Source organism: Streptomyces sp. NPDC008139, from assembly GCF_042957025.1.
Classification (GTDB): domain Bacteria; phylum Actinomycetota; class Actinomycetes; order Streptomycetales; family Streptomycetaceae; genus Actinacidiphila.
The window spans coordinates 362,668-380,036 of record NZ_JBIBHM010000004.1; the positions used below are offsets into that span (position 1 = coordinate 362,668).

Below are 17,369 nucleotides of genomic sequence, written 5' to 3' on the forward strand. Positions count from 1 at the left end.
ACCTTCGGTAACATCCGTGCGATGTGAGCTGCGCCGCTTCCGCGAGGGAAGCTGTGCACATGAGTTACCGGCGAGTAGCATGTGAGGCGAGCCGTAGGAAGCGTGCTTCAGCGCCGCGTTCCACATCGTCGAAGAGGGAGACCCACCGTGCCTCGTACCGGAAGGGACGTCGTATTCGTTGACGGCGTCCGCACCCCGTTCGGCAAAGCGGGCCCGAAGGGCATGTATCACGAGACCCGGGCCGACGACCTGGTGATCAAGTGCATCCGGGAGCTGCTGCGGCGCAACCCGGATCTGGACCCGGCGCGGATCGACGAGGTCGCGGTCGCCGCGACCACGCAGATCGGCGACCAGGGCCTGACCCTGGGCCGGACGGCGGGCATCCTCGCCGGGCTGCCGACCACCGTGCCCGGTTTCTCCATCGACCGGATGTGCGCGGGCGCGATGACCGCCGTGACGACCACGGCCGGCGGCATCGCCTTCGGCGCGTACGACGTCGTGGTGGCCGGCGGCGTCGAGCACATGGGACGGCACCCGATGGGCGAGGGCGTCGACCCCAACCCGCGGTTCGTCTCGGAGAAGCTCGTCGACGAGTCCGCGATGTTCATGGGCATGACCGCGGAGAATCTGCACGACCGCTTCCCCCAGCTCACCAAGGCGCGCGCCGATGAATTCGCCGTCCGCAGCCAGGAGAAGGCCGCGAAGGCGTACGCCAACGGCCGGATCCAGCAGGACCTGGTGCCGATCGCGATCCGCCGCACCACCCCCGAGACCGGGGAGACCGGCTGGGGCCTGGCGACGGCGGACGAGCCGATGCGGCCGGGCACCACGCTGGAGCAGCTCGCGGGCCTCAAGACCCCCTTCCGCCCGCACGGCCGGGTCACCGCGGGCAACGCGGCCGGTCTCAACGACGGCGCCACCGCCTCGCTGCTCGCCGCGGAGGACGTCGCCAGGGAACTGGACCTGCCGGTACGGATGCGCCTGGTCTCGTACGCCTTCGCGGGCGTCGAGCCCGAGGTGATGGGCATCGGCCCGATCCCGGCGACCGAGAAGGCGCTGGCCAAGGCCGGTCTGTCGATCAGCGACATCGGCCTGTTCGAGATCAACGAGGCGTTCGCCGTCCAGGTGCTCTCGCTGCTCGACCACTACGGCATCGCCGACGACGACCCGCGGGTCAACCAGTACGGCGGCGCCATCGCCTACGGCCACCCGCTGGCCTCCTCCGGTGTGCGGCTGATGACGCAGCTCGCCCGGCAGTTCGAGGAGCAGCCGCACGTGCGCTACGGCATCACCACCATGTGCGTCGGCTTCGGCATGGGCGGCACGGTCATCTGGGAGAACCCCCACTTCGACGGAGGCACCAAGTGAGCAGCACCACCGAGCTGTTGAAGGGGGCGGCCGAGCGGTTCCCCGGCGAGGTCGTCACCCAGGCCCAGGTGCGGCACCTGGAGCTGCCGGGCGCGGGCCGCTTCGCGCTGATCACGCTGGACAACGGCCTGGACCACACCAAGCCGACCACCTTCGGCCCGCAGTCGCTGGCCAACCTGGACGCGGCGCTCGACCAGGTCGAGAAGGAGGCGGCGGAGGGCGCGATCACCGGCGTCGGCATCACCGGCAAGCCGTTCATCTTCGCGGTCGGCGCCGACCTCAAGGGCGTCGAGGTGCTCAGGACGCGTGACGAGGCGCTGACCATCGGCAGGAGCGGCCACGAGGTCTTCAAGCGGCTCCAGTCGCTGGCCGTGCCGACCTTCGCGTACTACAACGGCGCGGCCATGGGCGGGGGTGTCGAGGTCGGTCTGCACTGCACCTACCGCACGGTGTCCGCGTCGCTGCCCGCCTTCTCGCTCCCCGAGGTCTTCCTCGGCCTGGTGCCCGGCTGGGGCGGCTGCGTACTGCTGCCGAACCTGATCGGCGCGGACCGCGCGGTCACCGTCATCATCGAGAACTCGCTCAACCAGAACCGTCAGCTCAAGGGCGCCCAGGTGTACGAACTGGGCATCGCCGACGCGCTGTTCGAGGCGGCGGACTTCCTGGAGCAGTCGCTGGCCTGGACCGCGGCCGTCCTCAAGGGCGAGCTGGAGGTGGACCGGGCCGAGGTGGACCGCGGCGAGGCGTGGGACCAGGCCGTGGCCCGCGGCCGGGCCGTCGCGGACAGCAAGGTGCACGGGGCGGCCCCTGCCGCGTACCGCGCGCTGGACATCATCGCCGCGGCGAAGAACGGCGATCTGCGGCAGGGCTTCGACGCCGAGGACGCGGCGCTCGCGGACCTCATCATGGGCGGCGAACTGCGCAGCGGCATCTACGCCTTCAACCTGGTGCAGAAGCGCGGCAAGCGCCCGGCGGGCGCGCCCGACAAGTCGCTGGCCCGCCCGGTGTCCAAGGTCGGCGTGGTCGGCGCGGGCCTGATGGCCTCGCAGCTCGCGCTGCTCTTCGCCCGCCGCCTGGAGGTGCCGGTCGTGCTGACCGACATCGACCAGGCGCGGATCGACAAGGGCGTGGGCTACGTCCACGGCGAGATCGACAAGCTGCTCGCCAAGGGCCGCGTCGGCCAGGACAAGGCCAACCGCCTCAAGGCGCTGGTCTCCGGTCACCTGGACAAGGCGACCGCCTTCGGCGACGCGGACTTCGTCATCGAGGCCGTCTTCGAGGAGATGGGCGTCAAGCAGCAGGTCTTCGCGGAGCTGGAGGCGGTGGTGCGCCCGGACGCGATCCTGGCCACCAACACCTCCTCGCTGTCGGTCTCCGAGATGGCCTCGAAGCTGGAGCACCCGGAGCGGGTCGTCGGCTTCCACTTCTTCAACCCGGTCGCGGTGCTGCCGCTGCTGGAAATCGTCCGCGCCGAGCGGACCGACGACGCGTCGCTGGCCACCGCCTTCGGCGTGGCGAAGAAGCTGAAGAAGACCGCGGTACTGGTGAAGGACGCCCCGGCGTTCGTCGTCAACCGCATCCTGACCCGCTTCATGGGCGAGATCCAGAACGTCATCGACGAGGGCACGCCGGTCGCCGTCGCGGAGAAGGCCGTCGAGCCGCTCGGGCTGCCGATGTCGCCGCTGGTGCTGCTCGAACTGGTCGGCCCGGCCATCGGTCTGCACGTCTCCGAGACGCTGCACGGCGCCTTCCCCGACCGCTTCACCGTCTCGGAGAATCTGGCGGCCGTGGTCAAGGCGGGCAAGCGCGGCTTCTACGTCTACGACTCCGGCGTGCCGGAGCTGGACCCCGAGGTCGCCGCGCTGCTCGAGCAGGGCGACTCGGTGCTCACCGAGGCGCAGGTGCGCGACCGGGTGCTGGACGCCGTCGCGCAGGAGATCGGCCTGATGCTGGACGAGGGCGTGGTGGCCGAGGCGCAGGACATCGACCTGTGCCTGATCACCGGCGCGGGCTGGCCCTTCCACCTGGGCGGCGTCACCCCGTATCTGGACCGCGAGGGCGTGTCCCAGCGGGTGAACGGCAAGCCGTTCCTGGCGCCGGGCGTGGCGAGCGTCCCCGCCTAGGACGGACGCGGCGAAGCGCCGGACGGCCCCGGAACGTCGGGGCGGTCCGGCGCTTCGCCGTTCCGGCTCAGCTCACGCGGGTCCCGGCGCGGCTCACTTCTTCGGCACGGTCGTGCACAGCGCCACCGTCAGGTCCCGTACCAGCGCCTTGCGTTCGTAGTCGTCGAGCTGGACGAGGCCGCGCTCGGTGATGCCGCGGACGGTCTCGGCGACGGTGGCCAGGACGTCGTCGAGGACGGCTCTGCGGTGCTTGGCGTCCAGCGCGGCGATCTGGGCGCGCCGCATGGCCGCGGCGACCTCGGGGGCGTAGTCGAGGCGGACCGGGGTGGCCGAGAAGACCTCGATGCCGACCGGGCGCTGGTCGGCGGCGATCAGCTTGGTGAGGTGGTCGCCAAGCCGTTCGCTGTCGCGCAGGGTGGGCGCGGCGCCGCGGAAGTCGTCGGCCGGGTGCCGGGAGACGGCCAGCGCGACGGCGGCCTCGACCTGCTCGCGCAGGAAGAGGTTGTGGTCGTCGACGGCGAAGGCCGCCTTGGCGGTGTCCCTGACCCGCCACACCAGCAGGACGCTGACCTGGAGCGGGGTGCCGTTGGCGTCGACCGCGTCGATCGGGCGGCTGCGCCAGTGCCGCAGGGACACGTCGATCCTGCGGCGGGTGAGCAGCGGGCTGATCCAGAGCAGGCCGGTGCGGCGGACCGTGCCGCGGTAGGAGCCGTGCCGGGTGAGCACCCAGACGCTGCCGTTGCGGCCTCTGGTGAGGCCGCCCGCGGCGAAGGCGGCGACCGCGGCGAGCAGCAGGACTCCGCTCCACAGGCCGCTGGCGGAGCCGCCGCCGGGCGGGGGCGGCAGCAGGGGGCGGCCGGCGACGTCGGCGGGCAGGACGCCGGCGCGCCACAGCAGCCAGCAGACGCCGGCGGTCGCGGCGAGTACGACGGCGGTCGCGGTCCAGCCGGGCAGGCAGGGCCCCGGCCGTTCGACGAGCTCCGGCGGGGTGGCGGCGGCGGGGTGGCCTTCGGTGCCGCCGCTGTGCGCGGCCGGGCGGGTCTGCTCCGGCAGACCCGTCCCGGCGGCGGTGGAAGATGTCGTCACGTGAACAGTCGTCTCCAGGTCTCGGGGCCGGGGTAGCCGTCCGCGTCGCGCCCGGTCCAGCCCAGGGACCGCTGGAACGCCTCGACATTGCGCCGGTCTGCCTCGCCCCATGTACGGCTGGGGCCCGCCTTGTAGTTCTTGCCGAAGCCCTTGGCGACGAGCCGTTTGCCGAGGGCGAGTACCGAGTCGTTGGTCTGGCCGGGCCGGAAGGCGCCCGCGCCGGGGTAGGCCGGGGCCTTGGCGGGGGTGCCGCCGGAGGCCCGCGGGGCGCCGGAGATGTCGCGGCCCTTGTCCTGGACGAGATACGACCATGTCGTGGGGCCGGGCAGCCCGTCCGCGTCGCTGCCCGACCAGCCCTGGGCGCGCTGGAAGGCGCTGGTCGCGCCACGGTCGGACTCGCTCCACTTCGGTCCGGGACCGACCTTGTAGTACGAGCTGGCGCCGCGGCCGACCAGCATGGTGCCGAGCCGGGTGACGTTGGCGTTGTCGGCGCCGGGGCCGAAGGCGGACGTGCCGGGAAAGGCAGTGGAACCCGACGACCCACCGGACCCCGATCCCGAACTGCTGCCACCCGCCAGATACTTGTACCGGTAGGGAATGTATTTCCCAGAATTGGACCAGTATGCGTACGGCGTGGTCCGGACCCGGGTGGCCGGGACCGTCTGTTCGTAGCCGGTGTACGCGGTGTGCGCGTCGTCCACCCAGCCGTCGAAGATGATCGTGTGCGACCCGTGTTCGGGGTCGGCGGCGTTGTGGAAGAGCAGGATGTCCCCGGGCATCAGCTCGTCCTTGCTGATCCGGACGCCGTAGCTGGCCAGATTGCCGGTCCAGGCGCTGCTGCCCAGCCCCCAGGCCATGGAGACGAAGCCGGAGCAGTCCTGCCGGTATCCGTCCTTCCAGTACGCGGTCATGCTGTACGGCACCTTGGCGTCCGCCCAGGTGCGGGCGCGCTGGATGATCTGGTCGCGGGTGAGCCGCAGGGGGGTGGCGGCCGGGACCGTGGCGGGGGCGGCGGCGAGCGCGGCGTGGCCCGTGGTGAAGGCGGTGGCCTCCGACGGCAGGGGCACGGCGGCGACCGCTCCGGCGGCGCTGCCCAGCGCGGCGCCCGCGGCGGCGGCCACGACCACCACACGGGTCGTCGCGCCGGTGGCCGGTCCACCGGTGTCGCGCGCCATCGAGTCGGTGAGGCGCCGGCGGGCGCACTCCTCGCAACCGCAGGCGGGCAGCGGTTCGACGTCATCGAACACCGGTATGGACATGCGCACCACTCCTCCGTGATCGGGGGTCACATGCCTTCAGTACCCGATTTCGCCTAAAAGTTGACGAAATCTGACATACCGATGATTCAAGGGCACGAAACACCCGACCGCGGGGAGCGGCGGGACAGCGGAGCTACAACGGTGAGGAAGACGGAGCGGCCGGAGAAATCCGACAGTCCGTCAGCCCAGCAGCGCGGGCGTGTCCGACGGCGTGGCCTGCACCGCGATCACGCGCTTGGCCTCGGCGAGCACCATCTTGCGCAGCTTCTGCGGGGTCAGCGTGGAGTGCACGTCCTTGACCGGCGTGCCGTTGATCTCCACCACCGGGATCGAGCCGAGGTCGGACTTCGCGAAGTCGTTCTGCGACTGCTGCACCCAGCCGTTGTGGTCGCCCTGCTCCAGGCACGGCTCGAAGTTGCTGAGCTTGATCTTCCCGGCCTTGACGGCCAGTTCCTTCAGGAAGTTCAGGTGGGTCAGCCTGTCGCTCTTCGGGTCCGGCTGGTGCTTCCAGACCTCCTTCATGAACTGCGTGAAGCGGCTCTGGTCCTGCGCGCACGCCGCCGCGTTGGCCGCGATCTTGGAGCCCTCACCGCCGTACTGCTGGTCGGAGGCGGTCACCAGGCGGTACTGGAGCTCCGCCTGGCCGGTCGTCAGCAACTGCGTCAGCGTGGCCTGGTACTCGTCGGCGAACGCCTTGGAGTCGGGGCTGCGCAGGTCCACGAAGATCGTGACCGTGACCGGCACGGACGGCCGCACCGGCAGGCCGAGCTTGGGGCCCGTGGGGGTGGCGCTGGGGCTGGGCGACGCGGTGTCCACCGGGCCCGTGGGCACGATGGGCGCGGCGATGACGCCCGAGGGCTCGCGCACCTTGTCGTCCTTGGTGCTGCGTACGTGCTGGCCGATCAGCGCGGACCCGCCGAAGACCACCACGATCGCGGTCGTGCCGACCGCGTAGGGCCGTACCCGGTCCAGGAGGGACTTGCGCTTGGGCTTGCTCCCCCCGTCCTTCGCACGGTCCTGGTTCCCGGGTCCCTTGGACTCCGTCATGACAACGCCACCTCGATATTGCCGCACCAGCTCTCGCGCCTTTTTACCATCGTCCCCATGCGCCACGTCCAGCCGGTCCCCCCTGGGCGCCGACGCGCCCGGCCGGTCCTGCGGCCTCGCGCGCCCAGACGACCGCGCCGTCGACCGTCGCCACCCGCCGGTAGCCGGAACCCAGCAGGTCACGCAGGGTCGGCGTGCGCGAGATCGCGTACGGGGCGCCGCGGGAGTCGTCGACCACCAGCGCGGGCGGGTGCGCGGAGAATTCCGCGCCGAAGGCACGCCAGGCGCCAGGGACCGCGTACCGCTCCCCCACCCGGACCCCGCCGCGCCCGCCGCTGAAGTTGGTGAGGAAGCCCGCGGTCAGATAGCGGCTGGCGGGCCGCCGGTCGGCGAACCAGTACGTCTCGGGGTGTATGCCCCACACCAGGACGCGGTCGTCGGGCGCGGTGTGCGCGCGGACCGCGGCGGCGACGGTGACCGCGTGATCCAGCTCGCGGCTCGGCGCGGCCAGGTCCCAGACCAGGAATCCGGCGCAGGCCAGGGCCGTCCAGCAGGTGACGGCGGCGCGCAGCCGGGGCAGCGCGCGGACGGCGGCCACGCCGATCAGCACCAGCGGCGGCACCATCTGGAGGAAGTAGTGGCCGTAGAACTGGAAGCCGGAGACCACGGCCACCCCGGAGGCGGCCAGCCACACCCACAGGTCGGCGGGGACCGGGCGGCGGCGCAGCGCCCAGGCGGCGCCCGCGGCCAGCAGCATCCCGGCGGCGGCCACCGCCAGGACGCTGGCGCCGCCCACCGCCCGGCTCAGCCCGGTCAGCCAGGCGCCGCGCGGCGAGACGTACTCGGCGGAGCCGGTGACCGTCCAGAACAGGAAGCGGCCGGGTCCGGTCAGCAGGGCCACGGCGCCGACCGGCAGCGCGAAGCCGAGGCAGAGCCGCAGCGCGCCCGCGAGCGCCGGGGCGCGTCCGGCCCGCGCCGCCCGCCACAGCGTCCAGGCCACCGGGAGCAGTATCACCGCGCCGGTCTGCTTGGTCAGGGCCGCGCCCGCCACGGCCACGCCCGCCAGTCCCCAGCGGGACCGGTCGGCGCACCAGACGGCGGCGGCGGTCCACGGGAGTATGAAGACCTCGAAGGTGGCCGCCAGGGTGTCCTCGGGGGCGAGGCCGATCGACAGCAGCAGATATCCCGCACCCGCCGCCGCCCCCGGGCGGTCGCCCCAGCGGCGGCGGGCGACCGCGGCCAGCAGCAGCGCGGTCGCCAGGTGCGCCAGCAGCGCGGCCGCGCGCGGCGGCCACAGCGAACCGTCGCCGAAGACCGCGAAGAGCCCCTGGTACAGCCACGGCAGCAGCGGCGGCTTGCGGTCGACCACCGTGTCGTACAGCACGCCGCCGTGCGCCAGCAGCCGCGCCTGGACGGCCAGATAGCCCTCGTCGGGATTCCACACCGGGCGGGCGAAGGACGGCAGGCGCAGCAGGACGGTGAGCACCGCGAGCAGCGCGGCCAGCCGCGACCAGTAGCGCCGGTCGCGGCGGCCGGGGGCAACCGCGGGTACGGCCGGCCGCGCCGCCAGTACCGCGCTCGTCGGCTGCACTTAGCGCCCGCGGCCCAGCCTGCTGTGGGAGCGGCCGTAGCCGAAGTAGATGACGAAGCCGATCACCATCCATACGGCGAACCGCAGCCAGGTCTCCACGCTGAGGTTGAGCATCAGCCACAGGGACGCGCACACCGAGGCCACCGGCAGGACGGGCACCCAGGGGGCGCGGAAGGCGCGCGGCAGGTCGGGGCGCGTGCGGCGGAGCACGACGACGCCGATGGCGACGACGACGAACGCGAAGAGCGTCCCGACGTTGACCATCTCCTCCAGTTCGCCGACGGTGAAGAATCCGGCGATCAGCGCGACGATCACGCCGAGCAGCACCGTGGTGCGGTAGGGGGTGCCGAACTTCGGGTGCACCTGGGAAAAGGCGCGCGGCAGCAGCCCGTCGCGGCTCATCGCGAAGAACACGCGGGTCTGCCCCATCAGCAGGATCATCACCACGGAGGTCAGGCCGACGGCCGCGCCGAAGCTGATCAGACCGGACCAGAAGGGCGCGCCGACCGACTTGAAGGCGGACGCCAGCGGCGCGGTGGTGTCCAGCTCCGAGTACTTCTGCATGCCGGTGACGACGAGCGAGACCGCCACGTACAGCACGGTGCAGATCACCAGCGAGCCGAGGATGCCGCGCGGCATGTCCCGCTGCGGCTTCTTGGTCTCCTCGGCGGCGGTGGCGACGATGTCGAAGCCGATGAAGGCGAAGAAGACCACGGCGGCGGCGGAGAAGATGCCCATCACGCCGAACGAGGACGGGGTGAAGCCGAAGATCATCTGCACCAGCGGCGCGTGCAGGTCGGAGCCGCTGCCGGTGTTGGCCTTCGACGCCGGGAGGAACGGGTGGTAGTTGCTGCCGGTGATGAAGAACAGCCCGGCGAAGATCACCAGCAGCACCACGGTCACCTTGACGGCGACGATCAGCGTCGTGACCCGCGCGGACAGCTTCATTCCGGCCATCACGATGCCGGTGAGCACCAGCACGAGCACCGCGGCCAGCAGGTCGAAGCCGAAGCCGCCGCCGTCGTGGGTGAGGACCTTGGGGATGTCGATGCCGAAGTGCGACAGCAGATTGGCCATGTAGCCGGACCAGCCGCCCGCCACCACGCCCGCGCCCAGCGCCAGTTCGAGGATCAGGTCCCAGCCGATGATCCAGGCGGGCAGTTCGCCGATGGAGGCGTAGCTGAAGGTGTACGCCGATCCGGCCACCGGCACGGTCGAGGCGAACTCGGCGTAGCAGAGCCCGGCCAGGCCGCAGACGACCGCGGAGACGACGAAAGCGAGCGCGACGGCGGGCCCCGCGTAGTCCTTGGCTACCGAGCCGGTGACCACGAAGATGCCGGTGCCGACGATGACGCCGACCCCGTAGACGATCAGGTCGAGCGCGGACAGCTCCTTGCGCAGGCCGTGTTCCGGCTCCTCGGTGTCCGCGATCGACTGTTCGATGCTCTTGGTGCGGAACACCCCCCGGGGTCGGGGGGCCGTGTCGTCACGCGTGTCGGTGTCCACCGTCACACCTCCAGATCGTCCGGCGGCCGGTCGGTTCGGCCGGTCGATTCCGTCGGTCGGCAGCCGCTACTGCGTTACTGCACTCCGGAGGTCCGTCTCACCCGAATAGGCGCGCCTACGCGTACGCCGATGGAAGAGGGGGGTCCACCCATATGGGTGGACCCCCGCGTCGTACGGGTGCGCCGCCGTGTCCCCGGCGAGGGGCGGGCGGGCGGTGGGATCAGTCGCGGGCGATCTCGCGCGCGTGGTCCGCGTCGTCCGCGAAGCGGCCGTCGATGGTGGCGACCAGGCCGGTCACCTGGCGGGCGATGTCCGGCGCGGTGAGCCCGATGTCGGCCATCACGTCCTTGCGGGAGCCGTGGTCGAGGAAGCGCTGCGGGATGCCGAAGTCGCGCAGCGGCACGTCCACCTCCGCGTCGCGCAGCGCCTGCGCGACGGCGGAACCGACGCCGCCCACCCGCCCGTTGTCCTCGACGGTGACCACGACGCGGTGCTTGGCGGCCAGGCCGGGCAGCGCCTCGTCCACCGGCTTGACCCAGCGCGGGTCGACCACGGTGGTGGTGATGCCCTGCGCGTCCAGCAGACCGGCGATCTCCAGGCACATCGGCGCGAGGGCGCCGACCGAGACCAGCAGGACGTCGGGGCGCTCGCCCTCGGACGGCTCGCGCAGCACGTCCATGCCGCCGATCCGGCCGACGGCGGCGACGGCCGGGCCGACCGCGCCCTTGGAGTAGCGCACCACGGTCGGCGCGTCGTCCACCGCGACGGCCTCGCGGAGCTGGGCGCGTACCTGGTCGGCGTCGCGCGGGGCGGCGATCCGCAGTCCCGGCACGACCTGGAGGATCGACATGTCCCACATGCCGTTGTGCGAGGCGCCGTCGCTGCCGGTGACGCCCGCCCGGTCCAGGACGAAGGTGACACCGCACTTGTGCAGGGCCACGTCCATCAGGACCTGGTCGAAGGCGCGGTTGAGGAAGGTCGCGTAGACCGCGAAGACCGGGTGCAGTCCGCCCGTTGCCAGGCCCGCGGCCGAGGTCGCGCCGTGCTGTTCGGCGATGCCGACGTCGTAGACCCGGTCGGGGAACGCCTTGGCGAACTTCTCCAGGCCGACCGGCTGGAGCATCGCGGCGGTGATGGCGACGATGTCGTCGCGCTCCTTGCCGAGCGCGACCATCTCGTCACCGAAGACGGACGTCCAGTCGGCGCCCGCGGCGGCGACCGGCAGACCGGTGTCGGGGTGGATCGGGCCGATGCCGTGGAAGCGGTCGGCCTCGTCCTGCTCGGCGGGCTTGTAGCCGCGGCCCTTCTCGGTGATGCAGTGCACGATGACCGGGCCGCCGAACCGCTTGGCGCGCAGCAGCGCGGACTCCAGCGCCTCCACGTCGTGGCCGTCGATCGGGCCGACGTACTTCAGGCCGAGGTCCTCGAACATGCCCTGCGGGGCGATGAAGTCCTTCAGGCCCTTCTTCGCGCCGTGCAGCGTCTCGTAGAGCGGCTGGCCGATCAGCGGGGTGCGCTCCAGGAGGTCCTTGGTACGGGACAGGAAGCGCTCGTAGCCGTCGGTGGTGCGCAGGGTCGCCAGGTGGTCCGCGAGGCCGCCGATGGTCGGCGCGTAGGACCGCTCGTTGTCGTTGACGACGATGATCAGCGGGCGGTCCTGGGCGGCGGCGATGTTGTTCAGCGCCTCCCAGGCCATGCCGCCGGTGAGCGCGCCGTCGCCGATCACGGCGACCACGTGGTCGGTGCGGCCGAGCACCTCGTTGGCCTTGGCGAGACCGTCGGCCCAGCCGAGGACGGTGGAGGCGTGGCTGTTCTCGATCACGTCGTGCTCGGACTCGGCGCGCGACGGGTAGCCGGACAGGCCGCCCTTGCTCTTGAGCTTCGCGAAGTCCTTGCGTCCGGTGAGCAGTTTGTGCACGTACGCCTGGTGGCCGGTGTCGAAGAGGATCCGGTCGACGGGCGAGTGGAAGGTGCGGTGCAGGGCGATGGTCAGCTCGACCACACCGAGGTTGGGGCCGAGGTGCCCGCCGGTCTTGGACACCGCGTCGACGAGGAAGGTACGGATCTCCCCCGCCAGCTCCACGAGCTGCTGCTGGCTGAGCCGGTCGAGGTCGCGCGGTCCGTTGATACGGGTCAGCACTGCCACCCGTTCCTCCCTCTGCTGCCGTCGGTACCTGTCGGCACCTGTCGAAGGTCTGTCCCACGGTTTGCCGACGTGGTCGCCGACACGGCCGGATCGCTTCGATACGGCCGATCCGACGAGTCTAATCTTCCGGTTCCAAGGCTGTCGGCCGCCCTGTGCGATGTATGTCACGGCACGGCAACGGCGAACCGCCGGGCGGACCTGGATTTCCAGGTCCGCCCGGCGGTTCGAGGTGCTGCCGCGGTGCGCGTGTCCGCCCGCGTTGTTACGAGCCGTTACGCGCGCCGCCGTCGTACGCGGTGCCGCTACGCGCGGCCGGAGGTCTTCTGCGTACGGCGCGAGACCGAGTCGATGACCACGGCGGCGAGCAGAACGGCGCCGGTGATCATGTACTGGATCGAGGTGTTCATGTTGAGCAGGTCGAGTCCGGTCTGGATGGACTGGATGACCAGCATGCCGAGCAGCGCCGACCAGACGTTGCCGCGACCGCCGAAGAGGCTGGTGCCGCCGATGACCGCGGCGGCGATCGCCAGCATCAGCAGGTTGCCGGTACCGGCGGCGAGCGTCGCGGTGTAGGTCTGGGCGGCCAGGAAGAGACCGCCGATGGCGGCGAAGCCGCCGGAGATCGCGAAGACCGCGATCCGGATCAGCGCCACGTTGATACCGGCGCGGCGGGCGGCCTCGATGCTGCCGCCGACCGCGAAGACCTTGCGGCCGAAGGGCGTGCGGCGCAGGACGAAGTCGCAGATGACCAGGGCGACCAGGAAGATCACCAGGGCGTTCGGCACACCGGCGGACTTGTTGAGCACGTACGCGGCCACGTAGGCCACGACGGCCAGGGCGACGGTGCGCAGCGCGATCTCGCTGGTGGGGCGGAACGGGACGCCCGCCTTGCGGCGGCGGGTCTGCTCGATCAGCGAACCGGCGAGCAGCGCGACGACACCGACGGTCGCCAGGATGTAGGCGCCGGCGATGTCCTGGTCCATGAAGAAGGAGCGCTGGCCCAGGATGTGCATCGGGCCCTTGTCCTGGATGGACAGCGAGCCGGTGGAGCCGAGCAGCCACAGCATCAGGCCGTTCCAGCCGAGGTTGCCCGCGAGGGTGACCACGAAGGCGGGGACGCCGATCTTGGCGAAGAAGAAGCCGTGGATCGCGCCGATGCCGATGCCGGTGAGGACCGTGAGGATCATCGCCAGCCACATGTTCATGCCGTGTGTGGTGGAGAAGATCGCGAAGATCGCGGCCGACAGACCGCTGACCGAGGCGACCGACAGGTCGATCTCACCGAGCAGCAGCACGAAGACCAGGCCGACCGCGATCATGCCGGTGGCGGCCAGGAAGTAGCTGATGTTGACCATGTTGGTCGAGCTGAGGAACAGGCTGTCCTTCAGCTGGAACACGGTCCAGATGATGATCAGGCCGACGATGACGGGCAGCGAGCCCAGTTCACCGCCCTTGAGCTTGCGCTTGAACTCGGTGATGTAGCCCTTGAAGCCCTCTTGGCGGACCAGCAGCCGGGGGTCGATGACCTCGACCGCGGGCGGCGCCATTTCGTCGGCCGGAGCGGCCGGCGGCTCCTCGTCGGCCTTCGACAGGGTGGTCTTGTCGCTCACTTCGCCGCCTCCACATTGCGCGACTGACGGCGGGTCACGGCGTTGTCCGTGGCTCCGGTGATGGCCGCGATGATCTGCTCGTTCGTGGTGCCCTTGACCGGGAAGGACCCGTTGTTCCTGCCCAGGCGCAGCACGTGGACGGTGTCCGCGACCGCCGTCACGTCAGCCATGTTGTGGCTGATGAGAATCACGCCGAGGCCGCGCTCGCGCAGCCGCTCGACCAGGTCGAGGACCTGGGCGGTCTGCTCGACGCCGAGGGCGGCGGTGGGCTCGTCGAGGATGACGACCTTGGGCTCGCCGATCAGGGCGCGGGCGATGGCCACGACCTGCCGCTGACCGCCGGAGAGGCTGGCGATCGGGATCCGCACGCTGGGGATCCGGATGGACAGCGTGTTGAGCAGCTCGCGCGCACGCCTTTCCATCGTGACCTCGTCGAGCACTCCGACCCGGAGGATCTCCCGTCCGAGATAGAGGTTGCCGACCACGTCGAGGTTGTCGCAGAGCGCGAGGTCCTGGTACGTGGTGGCGATGCCGAGGCTCTGGGCGTCCTGCGGCCGGTTGATGCTGACCGCCTTGCCCTCCCATTCGATGACGCCTTCGTCGATGGGGTGCACACCGGCGATCGTCTTGACCAGTGTGGACTTACCGGCTCCGTTGTCGCCCACCAGGGCGACAACTTCTCCGGCGTGGACCTCCAACTCGACATCGGTGAGGGCCTGAACCGCACCGAATCGCTTGGAGACTCCGCGCAACGCCAGCACGGGCGTAGCGGACACGTGAACCATCTCCTTCGCCGCCTGACCGGCGGGGATACCGCGTACTGGGGGGACAGCCGCGGGGGACGTGCAATAAAGCACTGGGATGACATCAGTCAACGGGGAACGGGCTCATACCCCTTCCCCGAACGCTCTACCCCGGAAGCGTTTCCGTCCGGTGCCCCGCCCCGGCAGCGGGGTGGAATGGTTGGGGCGGGGCACCGGACAGGTCTTTCGGGGGCGGGCCGAGGCCCTGGGTACTACTGGATGCCCGCGTCCTTGCACGCCTGGGCGAACTCGGCGGTGCAGATCTGGGCCACGGTGTACAGCTTGTCCTTGATGACCGTGTCCTTGATGTTCTCCTTGGTCACCGCGACGGCGCCGATGAGGTGGGCGGGGACCGTCTGACCCGAGCCGCTCTTGGCGGTGGTGTCGGCGACGTCCTTGAAGTCCTTGCCCTCGAGCAGCGCGACCGCGATCTGGGCGGTGGCGTCGGCCTCCGGCTGGTACGCCTTGTAGATCGTCGCGGCCTGGGTGCCCGCGAGGATCCGCTGGATGCCGGGCAGTTCGGCGTCCTGGCCGGTCAGCGGCGGGTTGATGCCGGCGCCCTTGAGGGCGGTGGCGATACCGCCGGCCATGCCGTCGTTGGCCGAGTAGACGCCCTTGATGTTGGCCTTGCCGAGCTGGGTGATCGCCGCGGTGACCTTCTGGTTGGCGACGGTGTCCTTCCACAGACCCGACTGCTCGTAGGCGATGTTCACCTTGCCGTCGAGGATCTTGTGGGCGCCGGCCTTGAAGGAGGCGGCGTTCGGGTCGGCCGGGTCGCCGTCGATCATGACGATCTTCGAGGTCGGCTTGGCCTCGGCGCCCATGGCGTTGAGGAGCGCCTGGCCCTGGAGCTCGCCGATCTTCTCGTTGTCGTAGGAGACGTAGGCCGAGACCGGGCCCTGCGCGAGGCGGTCGTACGCGACGACCTTGATGCCCTTGTCGACCGCGGCCTGGACCGAGGACTGGATGCCGACCGAGTCCTGCGCGTCCAGGATGAGAACCTTGACGCCCTTGGCGATCATGCTGCTGACCTGCTGCGCCTGCTTGGCGGGGTCACCGGCGGCGTTGGCGTAGTCGACCTTGCAGTCGGAGCACAGCTCCTTGACCTTCGCCTCGATCAGGGGCCGGTCGAACTTCTCGTACCGGGTGGTCGCGTTCTCCGGGAGCAGCAGGCCGATGGTCTTGTCCTTGCTGCTGCTGTCGGACGACTTGTCGCCCGCCTTGCCACAAGCGGCCATCGTGAGCGCGATCGAAACAGCGACCGTCCCGACGGCGATTCGACGCGTCATTGCGTTCATGTGAGGTTGCCTCCCTGACAGGGCCGCAACACCGCGGCCGAGGTGCTCGTGAGTCAACTCCGGCTGACGCCATGCCGTCAAGAAGTAAACACTTAACGAGATGGCAACGACCCGTTTCGTTAGCTGTGTGAACGCTCAGTTATGCCGAAAAGGCGGGTGTATCAACCGGGGCATTTCCATCCAAAAGTGTAGAGTCACCCATCTCACTCAGCACCAGGGCAAGTGCTCCCAAAACCTCCGCGCGGGCACCCAGCGACCCGGGCACCACGGACAGCCGTTGGGCGGCGCTGGGGATCGCGTACCGCGACACGGACTCCCTTATCGGGCCGAGCACCAGCTCCCCCGCCTCGGCCAAGTCCCCGCCCAGCACGACCCTGCTGGGGTTCAAGAGGTTGCAGAGACTGGCCACACCCATGCCTATGTGGCGGCCCACGTCACCGATCACGCGACGGCAGCCGGGGTCGCCCTCGCGTGCGAGCTGCACCATCTTCGGGACCGTCAGGCCGTCTCCGTGGCTTCCGCGCAGGAGTTCGAGCACGTAGCGCGCGGCGGTGAAGGTCTCCAGGCAGCCGCGGTTGCCGCACCGGCACACCGGACCCGACTCGTCGAGGGTGATGTGGCCGATTTCACCCGCCGTGCCCCCCGGTCCGCGGTAGATCCTGCCGTCGATCACCAGGCCCGCGCCGACTCCGCTGGCGACCTTGATGTACGCCAGGTCCTTCACGCCCCGGCCGCCGCCCCAGACCAACTCGCCCAGTGCGCCCAGATTCGCGTCGTTGTCCACCTGGACGGGCACACCGAGCCGGTCGGTCAGCTCCTGACGGGGGTTGATACCGCTCCAGCCGGGCAGAATCGCGGTCGACCCGAGCGTCCCGGACTCCACGTCGATCGGCCCCGGCACGCCCAGACCCACCCCGAGCACCTTGTCGGGGTTGATCCCGGTGGACTCCACCAGCCGCGCGACGAGTTGCTCGGCGCGGTCGAAGCCCTGGGAGGCGGAGGCGTCCACGTCGATCGGCTCGGACTGCTCGGCCAGCACCTGATGGGCCAGATTGCCGACCGCGACCCGGAGATGCGAATGGCCGAAATCGACTCCTACGACGATGCCGGCGTCACCGGACAGCGCCACGCTGCGGGCCCGCCGACCACCCGAAGAGGTCGACGTCACCTGCACCGTGCCGTTGTCCCGCAGTTCGCGGACGATGTTGGAGACCGTCGCGGCCGACAGGCCGGTGCTGCGCGCGATCTCCGCCTGGGTGAGTGACCCGGCCAGCCGTACGGCACGCACGACGCGTTCCAGGTTGGCCCGGTGCAGCGACGACTGCGATCCCGGAGTCTCGACCACGACATCCACTCCTGCCCGGCAGCCGGAGCGTCCCGGCTGCCCGCACGGACGGGGACCCGGACCGATGTCGTACCTGCCACATCGGTGAGACCCCGTCGTCTACAACATGTGAACTCTAAGTTGAGTGTTTGGGGTGATGTCCCGTCAAGGGGGAGAGCCACACCGTTATGCGAATCGGTCGCCAACG

At 70.6% G+C, this 17,369-nt stretch carries 12 protein-coding genes; 2 read left to right on the top strand and 10 right to left on the bottom strand.

Annotated features, from left to right (window positions below):
- Positions 1-147 precede the first annotated feature (147 nt).
- Positions 148-1,368 carry an acetyl-CoA C-acyltransferase gene (locus ACFZBB_RS10515; protein WP_391119866.1) on the top strand — a complete coding sequence of 407 codons (1,221 nt, stop codon included), beginning with the start codon at positions 148-150 and terminating at the stop codon, positions 1,366-1,368.
- Positions 1,365-3,491, top strand: a complete 2,127-nt coding sequence (locus tag ACFZBB_RS10520) for a 3-hydroxyacyl-CoA dehydrogenase NAD-binding domain-containing protein (RefSeq protein ID WP_391119868.1) — start codon at positions 1,365-1,367, stop codon at positions 3,489-3,491. The genes ACFZBB_RS10515 and ACFZBB_RS10520 overlap by 4 nt, the downstream gene beginning before the upstream one ends.
- Positions 3,492-3,584: 93 nt before the next feature.
- On the opposite strand, the gene ACFZBB_RS10525 is transcribed toward ACFZBB_RS10520, so the two are convergent.
- The 10 genes from ACFZBB_RS10525 to ACFZBB_RS10570 all read right to left on the bottom strand — a co-directional run bounded on the left by ACFZBB_RS10525 (position 3,585) and on the right by ACFZBB_RS10570 (position 17,191).
- Positions 3,585-4,577 (bottom strand): SPFH domain-containing protein, encoded by a 993-nt coding sequence (locus ACFZBB_RS10525; RefSeq protein ID WP_391119870.1) that lies wholly within the window; start codon positions 4,575-4,577, stop codon positions 3,585-3,587.
- Positions 4,574-5,836 (bottom strand): peptidoglycan-binding protein, encoded by a 1,263-nt coding sequence (locus tag ACFZBB_RS10530; protein WP_391119872.1) that lies wholly within the window; start codon positions 5,834-5,836, stop codon positions 4,574-4,576. Before ACFZBB_RS10530 ends, ACFZBB_RS10525 begins: the two co-directional genes overlap by 4 nt.
- 180 nt (positions 5,837-6,016) lie before the next feature.
- A complete protein-coding gene (locus tag ACFZBB_RS10535) occupies positions 6,017-6,883 on the bottom strand; it encodes a thioredoxin domain-containing protein (RefSeq protein ID WP_391119874.1) in 867 nt (288 codons plus the stop codon).
- Between the two features lie 43 nt (positions 6,884-6,926).
- Positions 6,927-8,474, bottom strand: a complete 1,548-nt coding sequence (locus ACFZBB_RS10540) for a glycosyltransferase (RefSeq protein ID WP_391119876.1) — start codon at positions 8,472-8,474, stop codon at positions 6,927-6,929.
- Positions 8,475-9,980 carry an amino acid permease gene (locus tag ACFZBB_RS10545; RefSeq protein WP_391119878.1) on the bottom strand — a complete coding sequence of 502 codons (1,506 nt, stop codon included), beginning with the start codon at positions 9,978-9,980 and terminating at the stop codon, positions 8,475-8,477.
- 220 nt (positions 9,981-10,200) lie between these two features.
- Entirely contained in the window at positions 10,201-12,126 is a 1,926-nt protein-coding gene (gene dxs, locus ACFZBB_RS10550) for a 1-deoxy-D-xylulose-5-phosphate synthase (RefSeq protein ID WP_391119880.1), read from the bottom strand.
- A 302-nt stretch (positions 12,127-12,428) separates the two neighbouring features.
- Positions 12,429-13,736 carry a sugar ABC transporter permease gene (locus tag ACFZBB_RS10555; RefSeq protein WP_391119882.1) on the bottom strand — a complete coding sequence of 436 codons (1,308 nt, stop codon included), beginning with the start codon at positions 13,734-13,736 and terminating at the stop codon, positions 12,429-12,431.
- Positions 13,733-14,521 carry an ATP-binding cassette domain-containing protein gene (locus ACFZBB_RS10560; RefSeq protein ID WP_188282659.1) on the bottom strand — a complete coding sequence of 263 codons (789 nt, stop codon included), beginning with the start codon at positions 14,519-14,521 and terminating at the stop codon, positions 13,733-13,735. The genes ACFZBB_RS10555 and ACFZBB_RS10560 overlap by 4 nt, the downstream gene beginning before the upstream one ends.
- Before the next feature lie 230 nt (positions 14,522-14,751).
- Positions 14,752-15,837: a substrate-binding domain-containing protein gene (locus ACFZBB_RS10565; protein WP_391119884.1), complete on the bottom strand. Its 1,086-nt coding sequence runs from the start codon at positions 15,835-15,837 to the stop codon at positions 14,752-14,754.
- A 139-nt stretch (positions 15,838-15,976) separates the two neighbouring features.
- Complete coding sequence (locus tag ACFZBB_RS10570; RefSeq protein WP_188282657.1) at positions 15,977-17,191, bottom strand: ROK family protein; 1,215 nt, start codon at positions 17,189-17,191, stop codon at positions 15,977-15,979.
- Positions 17,192-17,369 lie beyond the last annotated feature (178 nt).